The sequence below is a fragment of the Allobosea sp. P4_C6 genome (assembly GCF_056402015.1).
This window is the reverse complement of the sequence record NZ_JBFUIF010000006.1, coordinates 180273-196027: the sequence shown is the minus strand read 5'-3', so window position 1 is coordinate 196027 and position 15755 is coordinate 180273. Positions and strand designations below refer to the sequence as shown.

Annotated in this window: 14 protein-coding genes; 9 read left to right on the top strand and 5 right to left on the bottom strand. The window is 65.0% G+C overall.

The annotated features are described in order from the left end of the window. Window positions 1-313 (top strand): hypothetical protein (locus AC1DVA_RS06690; RefSeq protein ID WP_476805439.1); only part of this gene is annotated, 313 nt, incomplete at its 5' end. A gap of 460 nt (window positions 314-773) precedes the next feature. Here the strand turns inward: AC1DVA_RS06690 and terL are convergent. From terL to AC1DVA_RS06670, 4 genes are all read right to left on the bottom strand, one after another. Beyond that, the gene (terL, locus tag AC1DVA_RS06685; protein WP_476805438.1) at window positions 774-2204 is read right to left on the bottom strand and encodes a phage terminase large subunit; all 1431 of its coding nucleotides are present in this window, start codon (window positions 2202-2204) and stop codon (window positions 774-776) included. Further along, window positions 2197-2592 (bottom strand): DUF5681 domain-containing protein, encoded by a 396-nt coding sequence (locus tag AC1DVA_RS06680; protein ID WP_476805437.1) that lies wholly within the window; start codon window positions 2590-2592, stop codon window positions 2197-2199. The genes terL and AC1DVA_RS06680 overlap by 8 nt, the downstream gene beginning before the upstream one ends. Then, on the bottom strand, window positions 2582-4030 hold the full coding sequence (locus AC1DVA_RS06675; protein WP_476805436.1) for a site-specific DNA-methyltransferase: 1449 nt from the start codon (window positions 4028-4030) through the stop codon (window positions 2582-2584). The genes AC1DVA_RS06680 and AC1DVA_RS06675 overlap by 11 nt, the downstream gene beginning before the upstream one ends. Window positions 4031-4790: 760 nt before the next feature. Then, window positions 4791-6137 (bottom strand): nucleotide sugar dehydrogenase, encoded by a 1347-nt coding sequence (locus AC1DVA_RS06670; RefSeq protein ID WP_476805435.1) that lies wholly within the window; start codon window positions 6135-6137, stop codon window positions 4791-4793. 348 nt (window positions 6138-6485) lie between these two features. Between AC1DVA_RS06670 and rfbB the strand changes: the two genes are divergently transcribed. From rfbB to AC1DVA_RS06630, 8 genes are all read left to right on the top strand, one after another. Further along, window positions 6486-7541: a dTDP-glucose 4,6-dehydratase gene (gene rfbB / locus AC1DVA_RS06665; protein WP_476805434.1), complete on the top strand. Its 1056-nt coding sequence runs from the start codon at window positions 6486-6488 to the stop codon at window positions 7539-7541. A 14-nt stretch (window positions 7542-7555) separates the two neighbouring features. Beyond that, on the top strand, window positions 7556-8113 hold the full coding sequence (gene rfbC / locus AC1DVA_RS06660) for a dTDP-4-dehydrorhamnose 3,5-epimerase (RefSeq protein WP_476805433.1): 558 nt from the start codon (window positions 7556-7558) through the stop codon (window positions 8111-8113). Continuing rightward, window positions 8113-9006, top strand: coding sequence for a dTDP-4-dehydrorhamnose reductase (rfbD, locus tag AC1DVA_RS06655; protein ID WP_476805432.1), 894 nt, complete (start codon window positions 8113-8115; stop codon window positions 9004-9006). The genes rfbC and rfbD overlap by 1 nt, the downstream gene beginning before the upstream one ends. A gap of 3 nt (window positions 9007-9009) precedes the next feature. After that, window positions 9010-9882, top strand: coding sequence for a glucose-1-phosphate thymidylyltransferase RfbA (rfbA, locus tag AC1DVA_RS06650; RefSeq protein WP_476805431.1), 873 nt, complete (start codon window positions 9010-9012; stop codon window positions 9880-9882). Between the two features lie 84 nt (window positions 9883-9966). Continuing rightward, window positions 9967-11007 (top strand): NAD-dependent epimerase, encoded by a 1041-nt coding sequence (locus AC1DVA_RS06645; protein ID WP_476805430.1) that lies wholly within the window; start codon window positions 9967-9969, stop codon window positions 11005-11007. A 347-nt stretch (window positions 11008-11354) separates the two neighbouring features. Then, window positions 11355-11801 carry a hypothetical protein gene (locus AC1DVA_RS06640; RefSeq protein ID WP_476805429.1) on the top strand — a complete coding sequence of 149 codons (447 nt, stop codon included), beginning with the start codon at window positions 11355-11357 and terminating at the stop codon, window positions 11799-11801. An 86-nt stretch (window positions 11802-11887) separates the two neighbouring features. Then, entirely contained in the window at window positions 11888-12925 is a 1038-nt protein-coding gene (locus AC1DVA_RS06635) for an MraY family glycosyltransferase (RefSeq protein ID WP_476805428.1), read from the top strand. Beyond that, window positions 12918-13847: an NAD-dependent epimerase/dehydratase family protein gene (locus tag AC1DVA_RS06630; RefSeq protein WP_476805427.1), complete on the top strand. Its 930-nt coding sequence runs from the start codon at window positions 12918-12920 to the stop codon at window positions 13845-13847. Before AC1DVA_RS06635 ends, AC1DVA_RS06630 begins: the two co-directional genes overlap by 8 nt. Here the strand turns inward: AC1DVA_RS06630 and AC1DVA_RS06625 are convergent. Next, window positions 13771-15726 (bottom strand): SDR family NAD(P)-dependent oxidoreductase, encoded by a 1956-nt coding sequence (locus tag AC1DVA_RS06625; protein ID WP_476805446.1) that lies wholly within the window; start codon window positions 15724-15726, stop codon window positions 13771-13773. The genes AC1DVA_RS06630 and AC1DVA_RS06625 overlap by 77 nt on opposite strands. Between the last annotated feature and the right edge of the window lie 29 nt (window positions 15727-15755).

Sequence of the window (15755 nt, the reverse complement as noted above, 5' to 3'; positions counted from 1 at the left end):
ATTCGAGCGCTTGCCGAAGGGCGCTTGGGTGATCCGCGGGTATGCCATCGATCTCGCCGCGCCGGATCTTGCCGCGCATTTCGCGATCCGCCAGAACGGCAAGATACTCGGGATCGTCGGCACCCGCCGCRTACGGCCGGACGTCGCGACGATGTTCGAAAGAGCTGATCTGAAAGGCAAGCGGTTCGGCTTCATGCTGCTGCTCGACGGCATCGACTGCGCGAAAGGGCCACTGCAAGGCTTCATTGCCATCGAGGACGGGCGCGCTATCGAGCTCCCGGCCGATCGCCTGTCGGCGCTCTGCTCGCAATAGAACGTCACCGCCCCCCAAAACCGCGAGCAAGGTCGAGCGCTGATACCAGACGCTAGAGCCGCATGCTGCTGGAAAACTACTCACCGGAACTGTTCTGCGCCCATCAGCGCGTCGGCGGCGGCGCCGATCGTATTGGTGTCGTTGACGAAATGTCGCCCTTCGGCAATCGCACGACGCCGCTCCACCGCCCTGCAGTGTTGGGGGCGGTCACGGGCGCACCAGATCGTGCGAGCGAGGCAAAAGGCGGTTTTCAGTGTGCTCGCTGGTCCTCGCTGCCGTTCCGACTTCGGCCGAAACCCAAGGCAGCGAGGCCAACGCTTTGGCGAGGTTCACGCTGATTATTCGTTAACAACACTCCGATGGTCTGCTGAGCCAATATTCCGCTGTTGGCCCTCACGACTGAATGGGCCAAATTCCCGGTGGCGCTGGAAAATCCTGATAGGACAAACCCGTGCCCGCTTCAGGGGCGAGCACGCTGCTGCGGCCGCACGATGCTCTGCGGTCGCTGACGGATGATCGGCGTGCGGGCCGTCAGATGCTTGAGCGCCTGGCTGGTCGCATCGACTTGGTCATCGTGCCGGGCCAGCGGGAAGGCCAGGAGTTCACTCAGATAGCCTGCCAGCCAATCGGCCTGTTGCGGCAGGAAAACCTGCCCGGCCTCGAAGCGGGCGGCCTGCGCCATCAGGCGGGCTGTCTTCTCGACCCGCGATTGCTGGAGGAGCGGATAGAGCGCCCGGCTGCGCCGCAGATCCTGCGATAGCGCACGCCCAAGCTCGGTATCCTCGATCAACGTCGCGTCAACCGCATGCCTTTGGGCGAGCTCGATCATCTTGCGTCGCAGCTGTGGTGCCTCCCAGCGACCGCGGACAAGATCGATCAGATAGTAGGTCTGTCCGACCGCCCCCCAGACTGTGCCGACCGACCAGTCGGAGTGCTCGGCCTGAGTGGAAGCCGTGTCCCAGGAGGCGATGACGAAATCGAAACGGCTGGGGCGCTCATCACAATAGCGCAACCAATCGCGCTTGATGATCTGGCCCTCCGAAGGCAGCGGGTTCTGCTGGTACTGGGCCGAGAAGTGAAGCGTGCCGAGATTCCGCTTTGCGGCGGCGAGCCACTCATGGGTGTCGCGGCCGGGATGGAGCACTTCGCCCACCTTGCGGTGATAAAGCGCTTCCGCTCCCTCCCCAATCCGGTAGCTCTGGTCAATCTCGGCAATCGCCGGGATCGAGAGCACCTCCCAGTCCTCCTTTTCCAGCACATGGCCGACGAGATCATCCTCATGCAGGCGCTGCATTACGATGATGATCGCGCCATTCAGCCGATCATTGAGCCGGGAGTAGAGCGTAGTGTCATAAAACTCCTGGACCCGGCGCCGGGCCGCAGCCGAGGTCGCCGCCTCCAGCCCGTTGATCGGATCGTCGATCACAATCAGGTCGGCGCCGCGACCCAGCACGGATCCGCCCACCGAGCCGGCGAAGCGATAGCCCTGCTGGCTCGTCCTGATCTCCTGGCCGCGATTGGCGCTGATCGAAAAGCCCGGGAACAGCTCCCGGTACCAGTCGGAGGTAACCACGCTGCGGAATCCCGCAGCGTGGGTGAGCGACAGCTCATTGGCATAGCTGATCGCCATGATCCGCTTGCGCGGATCCTGTCCCATCACCCAGGCGGTGAATGCGATGGTAACGCAGATCGACTTGGCCGAGCGCGGCGGCACCGTGATGATCAGGCGCTTGCAGTCGCCCCGCCGGACTCGCTGCAGTTGCCAGGCGATCGCGTGGATGTGCCAGTTGGGCCGATAGGCTGTGCCCGGCTCGAGCGTCGCAAAGCACTGGGCGATGAAGGTTGCCAGGTCGCGCCGCAGGATCGCGTTGAACAAGGCCGGCTCAGCCATCCCCGCCTCCCGCCTTGCTCCTACGCGTCACATAGTCTGCGATCAGCGCCTCCTCCTGGTCATTGGTCAGGATCGCCGTCCCCGAACCTATTGACTGCTCGTACTGGGCTAGGAGCGCAAACATGGTCTGCCGCGCCTTAGCATCCCCTTTTAAGGCCGCTTCGGCGGTCTTGTTCAGCAGGGCGGCGACGAATGAGATCGATTCCTGCCGGCCATTGCGGGCGACCTTGATCGGTTCGCCGAGGAGCTTGTCGAGCTCCTCGATCAGGCCCAGACGTGGCCTGCCCTTGCGGCGTCCCGACGGATTACCGCTCTGGCCCTTGCGGAAGCGGCTGTGCAGGGGCGGGCGCTTGTAGCCCACCCCGTCGAAATCATCGTCACGCGGCATCGCGGTCGCCCTCCGTCTCGAGGGAGGGCACCTCGCCACGCATCCCCGCCATCTCGGCGAAGGTCAGCCCCGTCCCGGCGTGGCGCGCCTCGGCCTTGAACAACTTCTCCCAGCGCCGGATCGCGAGATCGACATAGAGCGGGTCGAGCTCCATGACATAACCGCGGCGCTTCGCCTTGGCAGCCGCGATCAGAGTCGTGCCCGAGCCGCCGAACGGGTCCAGGATGACGCCTTTCGGCTTCGAGCCATCCTTGATCGCATCCATCACCATCGCGCAGGGCTTCACCGTCGGGTGGCTGGCCAACTCCGCCATCCGGCCCTTGCGGAAGCCGTTCACCCCGGCATAGCTCCAAAGCGTCGTGCGATAGCGTCCGTGGCGACCGAGCTCGATGTTGTTGATGTGCGGCGCCTTGCCCTTCTTCCACAGCGTGATCAGCTCGGTCTGGGAGCGGTAGAGCGATCCCATCCCGGCATTCGATTTGGCCCAGGTGATCACGCTCTTCAGTGCGTCGAAGACCGCAAAGCCGGCATCGAGCGTCTCGTGCAGGTGCGGCCCGTCAATGCAGCTGAAGATCAAAGCGCCATCCTGCGAGGCCTCCGCGATCTCCCCGAACACTTCTTTCAGGAAGGCGGTGAACTCAGCCTTGCTCATCTCGCCCGAGGCCATCGCGAACGGCCGGTGTTTGATCTTGCCGAGGCCGCCGACGTGCCCATCGATCTTCACATTGTAGGGCGGGTCGGTGAACACCATCTGGGCACGTTCGCCACCCATCAGCGTCTCATAGGCCTCCTGCTTGCGCGCATCCCCGCACAGGATGCGGTGCTCGCCGAGCAGCCACAGATCGCCGAGCCGCGTCACCGCGACCGCCTCCGGCTCGGGCAACGTATCAGCCGGATCCGCCTTGGCCGGCGCCGGCCCGGTGTCGCTGAGCAGGTTATCGATCTGCGCGGTCTCGTAACCGGTGAGCTCGACGGCGAAGTCGATCTCGACCAAGTGGCCGAGCTCCAGCTTCAGGATCGCCTCGTCCCAGCCCGCATGTTCCGCCAGCCGGTTATCCGCGATCCGCAGCGCCCGGATCTGATCCTGGCTCAGATGGTCGAGGCGGATCGTCGGTACCGTCTCCCTGCCGAGCAGCTTGGCCGCCTCGTAGCGGCCGTGGCCCGCCACGATCTCGCCCTCGCCGTCGATCAGGACCGGCGTCACAAAGCCGAACGCCTTGATGCTGTCCGCGACCAGGTGGATCTGCTTCTGCGAATGCGTCCGCGCGTTGCGCGCCGACGGCTTCAGCTGCGACAACGGACGCTCGACGATCTGCGGAGCGAAGCTCGCAACCGCCTGGCGGAGGACCGGATCCTCTGCAGCCGCCCCGCCACGCTGGCGAAGACGGACCGAGGGTTTGGGGGTGGGGGTGTTTTCGGGGATATTCTTCGAAGACATTGCGATCGTGTCCTTTTGCAAGGAGACGACCAGGCCTGGTGAGCACCCGTGGCAAAGCAGACCCAGAACGCATCGCTGCGCCGGGGATCTACTCCGCCTAACGAGGGCTGCTCACCTCAGGGGTAAAATGCCTCAATTAGGTAGGATGCCGGACTGATCGGTCTCGGCTGAACGCCCTGCGATTTTGCGGGACGCGCTGATAAACTAGTGGCGATCGTTCGCCTTCGCAAGAGAGTGGGATCGACAAAACGTCAACGATTCTAGCGGCATAGAGTGTCTTTGTCAGCTCCCGGCTACGAGCGCGAGGGGCGCAACTCCGTCGTACCCCTCGCGACGGCGCCGCGGCTGGCATCTCAGCCATCGCCAGGTCTGCTCCGTCCGCGGAGTGTCCCCTGCTCTAAGAGGAAGCGTTCCCTGCTCCTAGAGCCGGAATATCCTGCTCACCTGAAAGGCTAAGCACCGTCAACGCCTTGGTGAACAAGCGCAAAGGTCGCCAAGCGTCATAGAAATTGGGAGAGAGATTGGCGGGAAAGTCCCTGCTTTTCCCTGCTACCAGGGAATCTAAGATCGCCACGAGGTGGGCATCGACTTCATGCAGCCTGAAGGCCCGAAACTGGCGAGATACCGGTCGTGCGAGCCCGTTCGACAGCATCTTCGCCGCCCCTGCTGTAAAGATGGGTCACCGGCGGCTGGACCTTGCCGGGACGCGATTGGGCAAGCCGGCCTTCCCCAGATCAGACCTCTGAGCGGATTTTCTCGCTCACGCCTTCACCACATGCTCCGCGAACGCGCCATTCCGTTCGCAGGCGTTTCGCGTATCGACCACGAGCCGCGCCTCGGCGACGAGGGCTTTGTAGTCGACATCGTCGTGATCCGTGGCGATGAGCACCGCCTGGTAGGTGCCGATGACCCCATCGCGGAGGCTGATCGACCGCCGGCCTGCCAGGGCGGCATGCTCGCGCGTCGGCGGTATCACCGGTACGAACGGATCATGGTAGTCGGCGATGGCTCCACGCTGTTCGATCAGCTCGATCAGCCGCAGCGCCGGGCTTTCGCGCATGTCGTCGACATTCTTCTTGTAGGCGGCGCCTATGACGAGGATCTTCGCGCCGTTCAGTCCGCGACCGAAGCGTCGATCCAGAGCCTCCGCCAGTTTTTCGACGACGAGGCGCGGCATAGCCGTGTTGATCTCGCCCGCAAGCTCGATGAAACGCGCCGTGATGTCGTATTCGCGGGCTTTCCATGACAGGTAGAAGGGATCGATCGGGATGCAGTGACCGCCGAGGCCCGGCCCGGGATAGAACGGCATGAAGCCGAAAGGCTTGGTCTTCGCGGCCTCGATCACCTCCCAGACGTCAATGCCCATTTTGTCGTAGATCACCTTGAGCTCGTTCACGAGCGCGATGTTGACGGCGCGGAAGATGTTCTCGGTGAGCTTGACGGCCTCGGCCGTCGCCGAGGTCGAAACCGGCACGGTCTTAACGACCAGCGCGCTGTAGACGGCGTTGGCCAGTTCGAGTGCCTCGGCCCCGTCGCCGCCGACCACCTTCGGAATCGTGGAAGTGCCGAAATCGGGATTGCCGGGATCCTCGCGCTCGGGCGAGAAGGCCAGGTAGAAGTCGACGCCGCTCTTGAGGCCCGTCGCCTCGAAGATCGGCCGCATCACCTCATCGGTCGTGCCGGGCCACGTCGTTGATTCGAGCACGACGAGATGTCCCTTGCGCAAGCGCGGCGCGATCGCGCGGGCAGTCGCCTCGACATAGCTCAGATCCGGCTCGCGATGCTTGGTCAGCGGAGTCGGTACGGCGATGATGATGGCGTCGACCTCGCGCAACTCGTCGAAATCGGTCGTCGCGCGGAAACGTTCTTCCTTGATCGCGGCGGCAATCGCCTCGAGCGGGATATGCTTGATGAAGTTTTCGCCGCGGTTGAGCTGAGCGACGCGCTTGGCGTCGATGTCGAAACCGACCACCGGGAAGCCCGACTTGCACGCGGTAAGAGCCAGCGGAATGCCGACATAGCCGAGTCCGATGATGCCGACCTTGAAGCTACGATCGCGCACGCGCTGCACGAGCGCGCTTACGGTCTGATCGTCGATCTTACTCATGAAGCCTGTTTTGGGGATGATGAGATTTGCTCAAGGACGTCGCCCAGTCACACAGYGTTAAGCGCCGGCCTGTCAAGCTGTATCGCTGATGTTCATATCGCGTTTCGGGTCTGAACCTCGCCCGAACTGCTGCGTACGGGCTGTCGATTTGTCATGGGCCACACCGTGCAACGAGATTGAGACATGCAAGGCCTGGTTGAGGTCCGAACGGTGATGACGTCATGTTGCAGCGTCAGGACCGCCTGGTCACAGCGAGCGCTTGCAGGATACTTGACACTGCCTCCCCGCGCTGGTCCTTGCCCTGAGTTTCGCGGCTGAAGACACAAGCTTGCCCGGAGTTTTGCAAGAATGCCCTTGAAGTTCCTCGTGACTGGTGGCGCCGGATTCATCGGCTCGGCGGTCGCGCGCAAGCTGATCGGCGAGACCGAGCATCAGGTCTGCGTGGTCGACAAGCTGACCTATGCCGGCAATCTTGCTTCGCTCGAGCCCGTCTCGGGGAGCAATCGCTATYGCTTCGARCAGGCCGATATCGGCGACGGTGAGCGGATGCAGGCGATCTTCGCCGATTTCGCTCCCGATGTGGTAATGCATCTCGCCGCAGAGAGTCATGTCGACCGCTCGATCGACGGGCCGGCGGCCTTCATCGAGACCAATGTGGTCGGGACCTTCGCGCTGCTACAGGAGGCACTGCGCCACTACCGGGCGCTGCCCGAGGATCGCAAGCGAGCTTTCCGCTTCCATCACATCTCGACCGACGAGGTCTTCGGCTCGCTCGGTGCAGAGGGCTTCTTCCGCGAGGACACGGCCTATCAGCCGAACTCGCCCTATTCGGCCTCCAAGGCGGCCTCGGACCATCTGGTGCGGGCCTGGCATCATACCTACGGTCTGCCGGTGGTGATGACCAACTGCTCGAACAATTACGGGCCCTACCATTTCCCGGAAAAGCTGATCCCGCTGATGATCATCAATGCGCTGGAGGGCAAGCCGCTGCCGGTCTACGGCAATGGGCTCAACGTGCGCGACTGGCTTTATGTCGACGACCATGCCGATGCACTGCTGACCGTCGCCACCGCTGGCAAGCTAGGCGAGAGCTACAATATCGGCGGGCACAACGAGAAGACCAATATCGAGGTGGTCCAGGCGATCTGCGCCATCCTCGATGAGCTGAAGCCCGACCGACAAGGCTCGCGCGAGCGCCTCATCACCTATGTCGGCGACCGTCCGGGCCATGATGCACGCTATGCGATCGACGCGGGCAAGATTGGCCGCGAACTCGGCTGGACGCCGAAGGAGACCTTCGAGACGGGGCTTCGCCGCACCGTCGAATGGTATCTCGCCAATCCAAAATGGTGGGGCGACATCCGTTCCGGCGTCTATCGCGGCGAGCGCCTCGGCGCGGCCTGAGCGGAGGGGAAAATATGCTGAGCGTCGAAGATACGGCGATCCCCGCCGTCAAGATAATCACACCGAAGAAGCATGGCGACCACCGCGGCTTCTTCTCCGAGGTCTACAAGCGGTCCGACATGGCGGCGGCCGGGATCGACCTCGTCTTTGTGCAGGACAATCATTCGCGCTCCGCCACGGTCGGCACGCTGCGCGGGCTGCATTTCCAGTCGGCGCCCTTCGTGCAGGACAAGCTGGTGCGCGTCACCAAGGGACGCATCCTCGATATTGCCGTCGATATCCGGGCTTCTTCGCCGACATTCGGCCAGCATGTCGCGGTGGAGTTGTCCGAGGAGAATTGGCGCCAGCTTCTGGTGCCCGTCGGCTTCGCCCATGGCTTCGTCACGCTCGAGCCCGATACCGAAGTGCTCTACAAAGTGACCGCGCCCTATGCGCCGGAGAATGACCACGGCCTCGCTTTCGACGACCCGGCGCTGGGCATCGATTGGCGCCTGCCGCTCGCGAGCCTCACCCTCTCCGACAAAGACCGCACGCATCCTCGGCTTGCCGAGATGCTGCGTTATTTCGACTGATGACGCTTCGCATTGCCGTCACCGGTTGGACCGGTCAAGTCGTCTGCGCCATGCTGGAGCGCGTGCCGGTGGGGGTCGAGGTCGTCGCGCTCCGCCGCCCCGAACTCGATCTCGCCATTCCCAGGACGGTCGCGCCGGTGCTGCGCGCGGCCAGACCCGACGTCATCGTCAATGCGGCCGCCTATACGGCCGTGGATCAGGCCGAGAGCGAGCCCGATCTCGCCATGCGCATCAACGGCCAGGCCGCCGGCGAAGCGGCGCGCGCGGCAGCCAGCCTCGGCATTCCCGTCATCCAGCTCTCAACCGACTACGTCTTCGACGGAACGCTCGACCGGCCCTATCGCGAAGACGATCCGACCGGCCCGATCTCGGCCTATGGCGCGAGCAAGCTCGCCGGGGAACAGGCGGTCGCCGCGGCCACCGCCAACCATGCGATCCTGCGCACCGCCTGGATCTACAGCCCCTTCGGCAAGAACTTCGTCAGGACGATGCTGCGTCTTGCCGAAACACGCGATGAGGTCGCCGTCGTCGCCGACCAACTGGGGTGCCCGACCAGCGCGCTCGATATCGCCGACGCGATCTTCGCCGTGGCTTGCAATCTGACCGGGCGAACCGACGAGGCATCCCTGCGCGGGGTTTTCCATATGAGCGCGGCGGGCGAAGCGGTCTGGGCCGATGTCGCGGAAGCGATCTTCGCGGAGCGGGAGCGGCTGGGCGGCAAGCCCGTCCGGGTCAAGCCCATCGCGACCGTCGATTATCCGACGCCGGCACGCCGGCCGGCGAATTCCAGGCTCGATTGCAACAAGCTCGGGCTTGCCCATGGAGTCAGGTTGCCGGATTGGCGAGGCTCGCTCCGGGCTTGCGTCGAGCGGCTTCTCAAGGAGCAGGGATAGGCGATGAAGGGTATCATCCTGGCTGGTGGCTCCGGCACGCGRCTGCATCCGATGACGCTGGCGATGTCGAAGCAGCTTCTGCCGGTCTACGACAAGCCGATGATCTACTACCCGCTCTCGACGCTGATGCTCGCAGGCATCCGCGAGGTGCTGATCATCTCGACACCGCACGACCTGCCGAACTTCCGGCGCCTGCTCGGCGACGGTTCCGATTGGGGCATGAACCTGACCTATGCGGAACAGCCCCATCCGGGCGGACTGGCGCAGGCCTATCTGATCGGCGCCGACTTCGTGGCGGGCGAGCCCTCGGTCCTGATCCTCGGCGACAACCTCTATTACGGCCACACCCTGCCCGAGATGATGGCGAGCGCGAAAGCGCGGATAACGGGCGCGACCGTCTTCGCCTATCATGTGCGCGATCCGGAGCGTTACGGCGTGGTCGAGTTCGACGCGAACGGCAAGGCGATCTCGATAGAAGAGAAGCCGAAGGCGCCGAAATCCAACTGGGCCGTGACCGGGCTGTATTTCTACGATGCCCAGGTCGTCGAGATCGCGAAGAACCTGAAGCCGTCCCCGCGTGGCGAGCTCGAGATCACCGACATCAATCGCGTTTATCTCGAACGTGGCGAGCTTTCCGTCGAATCCATGGGTCGCGGCTTCGCCTGGCTCGACACCGGCACGCCCGACAGCTTGCTCGAAGCGAGCGAGTTCGTCCGCACGCTCGAGGCCCGCCAGGGTTTGCGCATCGCCTGCCCGGAAGAGATCGCCTATCGTCAGGGATGGATTTCGGTCGCCCAGCTCAAGATGCTCGGTGAACGCCTCGCAAAATCCGAATATGGCCGCTACGTCTTGCAGATCGCGGACGCAGGAGCGTAGTCGAGCGGATTTGGACGCTCGGCTACGCTTGCGGGCACTTTGAGAAGCGCGTCGTTGCGACTAGGACTGCCGGAACGCCGTTCCATGGATGCACAATTGGACCAGAGCCTATCCTACAAGCGTGTCGTCGTGACCGGAGCTGCCGGCTTCATCGGGCTCCATGTGGCCGAGGCGCTGCTGGCACGCGGCATCGAGGTGCTCGGCGTCGACGCCCTCGTGCCCTATTACGATCCGRCATTGAAGCAGGCGCGGCTCGATCGGTTGCGGGGCCACAATGGCTTTTCCTTCGAGCAGATCGACCTCGCGAACTACGATGCGCTCGACGGTGCGGTGTCAGGCTTTCGGCCGGATGCCATCATCCACCTCGCCGCTCAGGCCGGTGTCCGCTACTCGATCGACAATCCACGTGCCTATGCCAGCGCCAATCTCGACGGCTTTCTGTCCGTGCTGGAGGCCTGCCGCCGTCACGCCGTCGGCCATCTCGTCTATGCCTCGTCGAGTTCCGTCTATGGCGCCAATGCGAAGGTGCCGTTCAGCGAGCATGACGGGGCCGATCATCCCGTCTCGCTCTATGCGGCGACCAAGCGTGCCAACGAGCTGATGGCGCATTCCTATGCCCATCTCTACGGAATCCCGACGACGGGCCTGCGCTTCTTCACGGTTTATGGACCCTGGGGGCGGCCCGACATGGCCTATTTCAAGTTCACCAAGGCGATCCTCGAGGGCAGTGCGATCGACGTTTACGCCGAAGCGCAGATGAGCCGCGACTTCACCTATGTCGATGACATCTGCGAAGCGATCGTTCGCCTGATCGGGCGGCCTCCGGCGGCTGATCCAAGCTTCGATCCGGCGCGGCCAGACCCGGCGACGTCCTCCGCACCCTGGCGCATCTACAACATCGGCAACCACACGCCGGTGTCGCTTTCACGCTTCATCGACGTGGTCGAGCAAGCCTGCGGTCGCAAGGCGGTGCGGCGTCATCTGCCCGCGCAGCCGGGGGATGTCCCCGTGACCTATGCCGATGTCGCGGATTTGACGGCCAGGGTCGATTTCCGGCCGGATACGCCGATCGAAACCGGCATCGCCCGCTTCGTCGCCTGGTATCGCGATTTCTATCGGATCTGAGGGCCCGTTCGCTTACACGGTGGCCGACTGTGCCGCTGAGAAGAAGAAGACGGCGAGCGCCAGCAGGAAGGCGAAACTCACGAAGCGGACGGGAGACATGGGCACCTGCGGCGGATGGGTCGTTGCGCGGGACCATGCCGGACGAGCCCTGAAATCGGGTCAATTCGGCAGATAAAATTGTGTCGAATTGCGCGATTCCCAGCCGCGGCCCTGCTTTTAAGCGGGTTTTTCGCGCGTTCGGCAGGTATCTTGGCGTCGACGCCCGTTGCGGCAGACCGCTCGGGATCGAAATCGCTCTTCGCGGGTTATTTACCGCGCCGCAAGTTGCGCGCGAGGAGTAGGACATGATGACGATCAGGCAGACAGCCGTTTCCTTCGCAGCTTTTGTGATGCTGGCTTCGCCGGCGATGGCGCAGACGCGCTCGCTCGGCCCTTCCACCGGCACCGTTCGAATCGAGCAGCTCCAGGCCGGCTTCGTGGCCTCGGGCGAGGCGGGCGGAGGAACCCTGCGGTTTCGCGGCCGCTCCTATCCGATCACCGTCGGCGGTCTCGGCATCGGCTCGATCGGCGCCTCCCGCACCGTCGCGTCGGGGACGGTCTATGGCTTGCGCAACGTCTCCGATTTCGCCGGGGCCTATGTCCAGCTGAAGGAAGGCTGGGCCGTCGGCGATCAGGGGCGCGGCAATGTCTACCTGCGCAACGACAAGGGCGTGACACTGCGGCTGACCACCCGCCGCCAGGGACTTCAGCTCTCGTTCGGTGCCGACGGCGTGCTGATCGGCTTCAAGCAGTAGCCCGAGCCCGGAATCCTCGGGAGCGGGTAATGGCCGACAGGTCGGGCCGCGCACGATAGCCACTAGGCTTTTGCGCCACCTCGACTATGGTGCGGCCCGCTTTGACCAACCTGCTTGTCCCACTTGCCGTCTTTGCCGCCGCCGCCTTGTTGGCGGCGGTGCTTTGCGTCGGGCTGCGTCCCCTTCTGGTGCGCTATGCGCTTGCTCGGCCGAATGCGCGCTCCAGCCACAAGATACCGACGCCGCAAGGCGGAGGCATCGCCGTGCTCGTCGGCGCGTTTCTGGCCCTGGCGCTGTCTATTTGGCTGAGCCCGATCGAAGACGAGGCACGCCGCACCGTGCTGATCGTCGGCGTTGCCGCGGCAGCCTTGGCCATGGTCGGCGCCTGGGACGATATCCGGCCCTTGCCGGCGAGCCTGAGGCTTGTCCTGCAAGCCGCTTGCGTCGGCATCGTGCTGTTCGGCGCCGCGCCTGAGCTGCGCTTGTTTCCCGAAATGATGCCTCTGGCGGTCGAGCGCGCCCTCGCCCTGCTGGCGGGAATCTGGTTCGTCAACCTCGTCAACTTCATGGACGGGCTCGACTGGATGACGGTCGCCGGCATCGTGCCGCTCGCGGCTGCTCTCGCCCTGGCCGGAACCTGCGGGGTGATCGATCCGGTGACGGGATGGCTGGCGGCGGCGCTCTGCGGCGGTCTCGTCGGTTTCGCCCCCTTCAACCGGCCGGTGGCCAGGCTGTTTCTCGGCGATGTCGGCTCGCTGCCGATCGGCCTCCTCACCGCCTATCTGCTCTATCGGCTGGCCGGGACCGGCGCCTTCGCCGCGGCGGTGATCTTGCCGCTCTATCACATCGCCGACGCCACCATCACGCTGCTTCGCCGCCTGGCGCGCGGCCAGAAGGTCTGGGAAGCCCATCGCTCGCACTTCTATCAGCAGGCGACCACCAACGGCTTCGGCGTGCTCGCTGTGGTCGGTCGGGTCGCGCTCCTGAACCTTGCCCTGGCCGTGCTGGCGGCCTTTTCGATCGCCTTGCCGCAACTCGGGGTCCAACTGGCCTGCCTTGCCGCTGCCGCCCTATTGACGGGCCTGCTGCTGCACCGTTTCGCGACGGGGCCGAGTCGTGGCTAGCGAACGCATCCTTCTCACTGGAGCAAGCGGTTTCGTCGGCCCGCATGTCGTCGCCGCGCTCGGTCAGGCGGGGTATCGCCTGCGCCTCGCCCAGCGCCGCCCGCAACCGGCACCGGACGGCGTCGAAACCGTCCTGGTCGGCGATCTCCGCGGACCGGTCGATTGGCGCCCCGCCCTCGATGGCGTCGATCATGTCGTGCACATGGCTGGCCTCGCCCATGCTGGCCCCGGCCTCGACGAAACGCTCTATACCCGTATCAACACCGACGCGACGCTGGATCTGGCACGCTCTGCCGCTGCTGCCGGCGTGCGGCGCTTCGTCTTTCTGTCCTCGATCAAGGCCCTCTCAGGCGCCTTCGATGGCCCGCCACTGTCCGAGACGGCAGAGCCGGCGCCGGGTGACGCCTATGGCCGCTCCAAGCTCGCGGCCGAACGCGGCCTGGGAGAACTCGACCTCGATTGGGTCGCACTGCGCCCGGTTCTGATCTACGGGCCCGGCGTCAAGGCCAACATGGCGGCACTGCTCCGGCTCGCGCGGCTGCCCATACCCTTGCCGCTGGGGGGCCTGAGGGCACCGCGCTCGCTGCTGGCCGTCGAGAACATGGCCGATGCCATCCGTTTCGCGCTGACGCCGGATTGTCCGGCGCGGCAGGTCTGCACGGTCTCGGACCCCGAGCCGGTCAGCGTTGCCGATATGCTCACCGCGATGCGCTCCGGCCTCGGCCGCGCTCCGGGGCTGCTGCCTGTGCCGGAGCCATGGCTGAGGATGCTGGCACGCCTTGCCGGGCGCGAGGAGACCTTCCTCAAGCTGGCGGGCAGCCTCGTCGCGCGGCCAGATCGCCTGCTCAGGGCCGGCTGGCGGCCACCGGCAGAGACGAAAGCGGCTCTGGCGCGTCTGGCTGTGACTGCTCGCGCCGGCTGAAATCCGGAATCGCCTCGTCGAGGACCGCATTGGCTGCGGCGCGGTCGTCGGCCTTCAGGGCGCTCTCCAGCCGCGACAGCCAACCCTGGATGCGCGCCCGCCCGGCAAAGATCGGCTTCGCCGCCATGACGCCGTCGAGCCCCGTCTCGGCCATCGGCTCGTCGTGGGCGAACAGGATCTCGTTCAGCCGCTCGCCCGGCCTGACGCCGGAGACGATGATCTCGATGTCCTCGCCCGGCTCGAAGCCGGCGAGGCGGATCATCCGCTCGGCCAGATCCATGATCCGCATCGGCTGGCCCATCTTGAGCACGTAGACCGCCGCCCGCTCGGCATCCGGCCCGCCTGCGGGCGCATGCGACGCTGCGGTCAAGACGAGATCGCAGGCTTCGCGGATCGTCATGAAGTAGCGGATCATCTCCGGGCTGGTGACGGTCAGGGGCCCGCCCCGGGCGATCTGGGCCTTGAATTTCGGCACGACGGAGCCGACCGATCCCAGCACATTGCCGAAGCGCACGGCGACGAGCCGCACGCCTGAGGCGGCGGCCACGAACTCGGCATCGCGCGATTGCGCGTACATCTCGGCGAAGCGCTTGGTCGCGCCGAGCATCGAGACCGGCTCGATCGCCTTGTCGGTCGAGATCAGCACGAAGGTCTTGGCGCCTGAGGCGACGGCGGCATCCGTGACGTTCACCGAGCCGAAGATGTTCGTCTTGATGCCTTCGCTCCAGTCCGCCTCCAGATAGGGGACATGCTTCAGCGCGGCGGCGTGGATGACGATGTCGGGCCGGAAGGCGGTGAAGAGCGGCATGATGCGCTCGCGGTCGCGCACATCGGCGAGCACGCCGGCGACGGCTGTCTCCGGCGCCTGGAACGAGAGCTGTTCGGTGATCTGGAACAGGGCGGGTTCGGAGCTTTCGACGACGAGCAGCTCGGCCGCGCCGAAGGCGGCGCAGCGCAGGCAGATCTCCGAGCCGATCGAACCGCCGCCGCCGGTGACGATGACCCGCTTGTCCTTGAGGAACGCCCCCAGCCGCTCGCGGTCGATGGAAACCGTCGAGCGCACCAGCAGGTCCTCGATTTCCAGCGGAGCGACCTCGGTGTCGCGCACGCCTTCGCCTAGCGCCTCGATACGGGAGATCGGGAGGGCGAGCTTGCGGGTACGGGCGAGCCATTTCTCGGGCTGCGCCTCGGGCAGCAGTGCCGAGGGCGTGGCGACGATGCGGCGGAAGCCTTCGCCGCGCTCTACGGCGTCGGCGGCGATCGTTTCGATATCCGAGAGCAGGCCGAGCACCGGAACGCCGCGGATCGACTGGCCAAGATCGTCCGTCCGAGGCGTCAGGATGCCAGCCGGCCGCAGCCGGCGCATCGTGCCGGCTTCCATCGCGCGGATCACCATCTCGACCTCGACACCGCGTCCCAGGATCAGCGTCGGCAGGGTCGCTTCGCGTTCCGCGCTGGAACGCGAGCGGGCGAACTTGAAGTAGCGATAGGCGAGGCGCGGCCCGCCGAGCAGCGAGTTCTGCACGAGCCAGTAGAGTGCGATCGTGATCTTGCCGAAATAGAAGCCGCCGTAGAAGTTCGGCGCGACCAGCACATAGTCGACCGCCAGCAGGGTCAAGGTCAGGACCGTGACGGCCTTGACGATATTCGACAGGTCCGGCAGCGAGGCGAAGCGCCATTTCGAGCGGTAGAGCGAGAAGAACCAGTAGACCAGCCCGGCATAGGCCACGAAGAAGGGCAGGAAGCGCGGCAGGTAGCGCAGATGCTCGTCGAGCTGCCAGCCCTCGAAGCGAACGACGAAGACGAGCCAGATCGCCAGCCCCGTCATCACGAGATCGTGGACGACGACGGCTGTTTTCTTGAGATTCTGTTTGGGCAGGATGGCCATCACGCGGGGTATCCCGCTCC

Excerpts from the sequence above, each read along its gene's own strand:
- AC1DVA_RS06635 (WP_476805428.1), top strand. The coding sequence starts at position 11,888 with ATGGTGCGGCCCGCTTTGACCAACCTGCTTGTCCCACTTGCCGTCTTT.
- AC1DVA_RS06640 (WP_476805429.1), top strand. The coding sequence starts at position 11,355 with ATGACGATCAGGCAGACAGCCGTTTCCTTCGCAGCTTTTGTGATGCTG.
- AC1DVA_RS06675 (WP_476805436.1), bottom strand. The coding sequence starts at position 4,030 with ATGTCTTCGAAGAATATCCCCGAAAACACCCCCACCCCCAAACCCTCG.
- rfbC (WP_476805433.1), top strand. The coding sequence starts at position 7,556 with ATGCTGAGCGTCGAAGATACGGCGATCCCCGCCGTCAAGATAATCACA.
- AC1DVA_RS06670 (WP_476805435.1), bottom strand. The coding sequence starts at position 6,137 with ATGAGTAAGATCGACGATCAGACCGTAAGCGCGCTCGTGCAGCGCGTG.
- AC1DVA_RS06680 (WP_476805437.1), bottom strand. The coding sequence starts at position 2,592 with ATGCCGCGTGACGATGATTTCGACGGGGTGGGCTACAAGCGCCCGCCC.
- rfbD (WP_476805432.1), top strand. The coding sequence starts at position 8,113 with ATGACGCTTCGCATTGCCGTCACCGGTTGGACCGGTCAAGTCGTCTGC.
- terL (WP_476805438.1), bottom strand. The coding sequence starts at position 2,204 with ATGGCTGAGCCGGCCTTGTTCAACGCGATCCTGCGGCGCGACCTGGCA.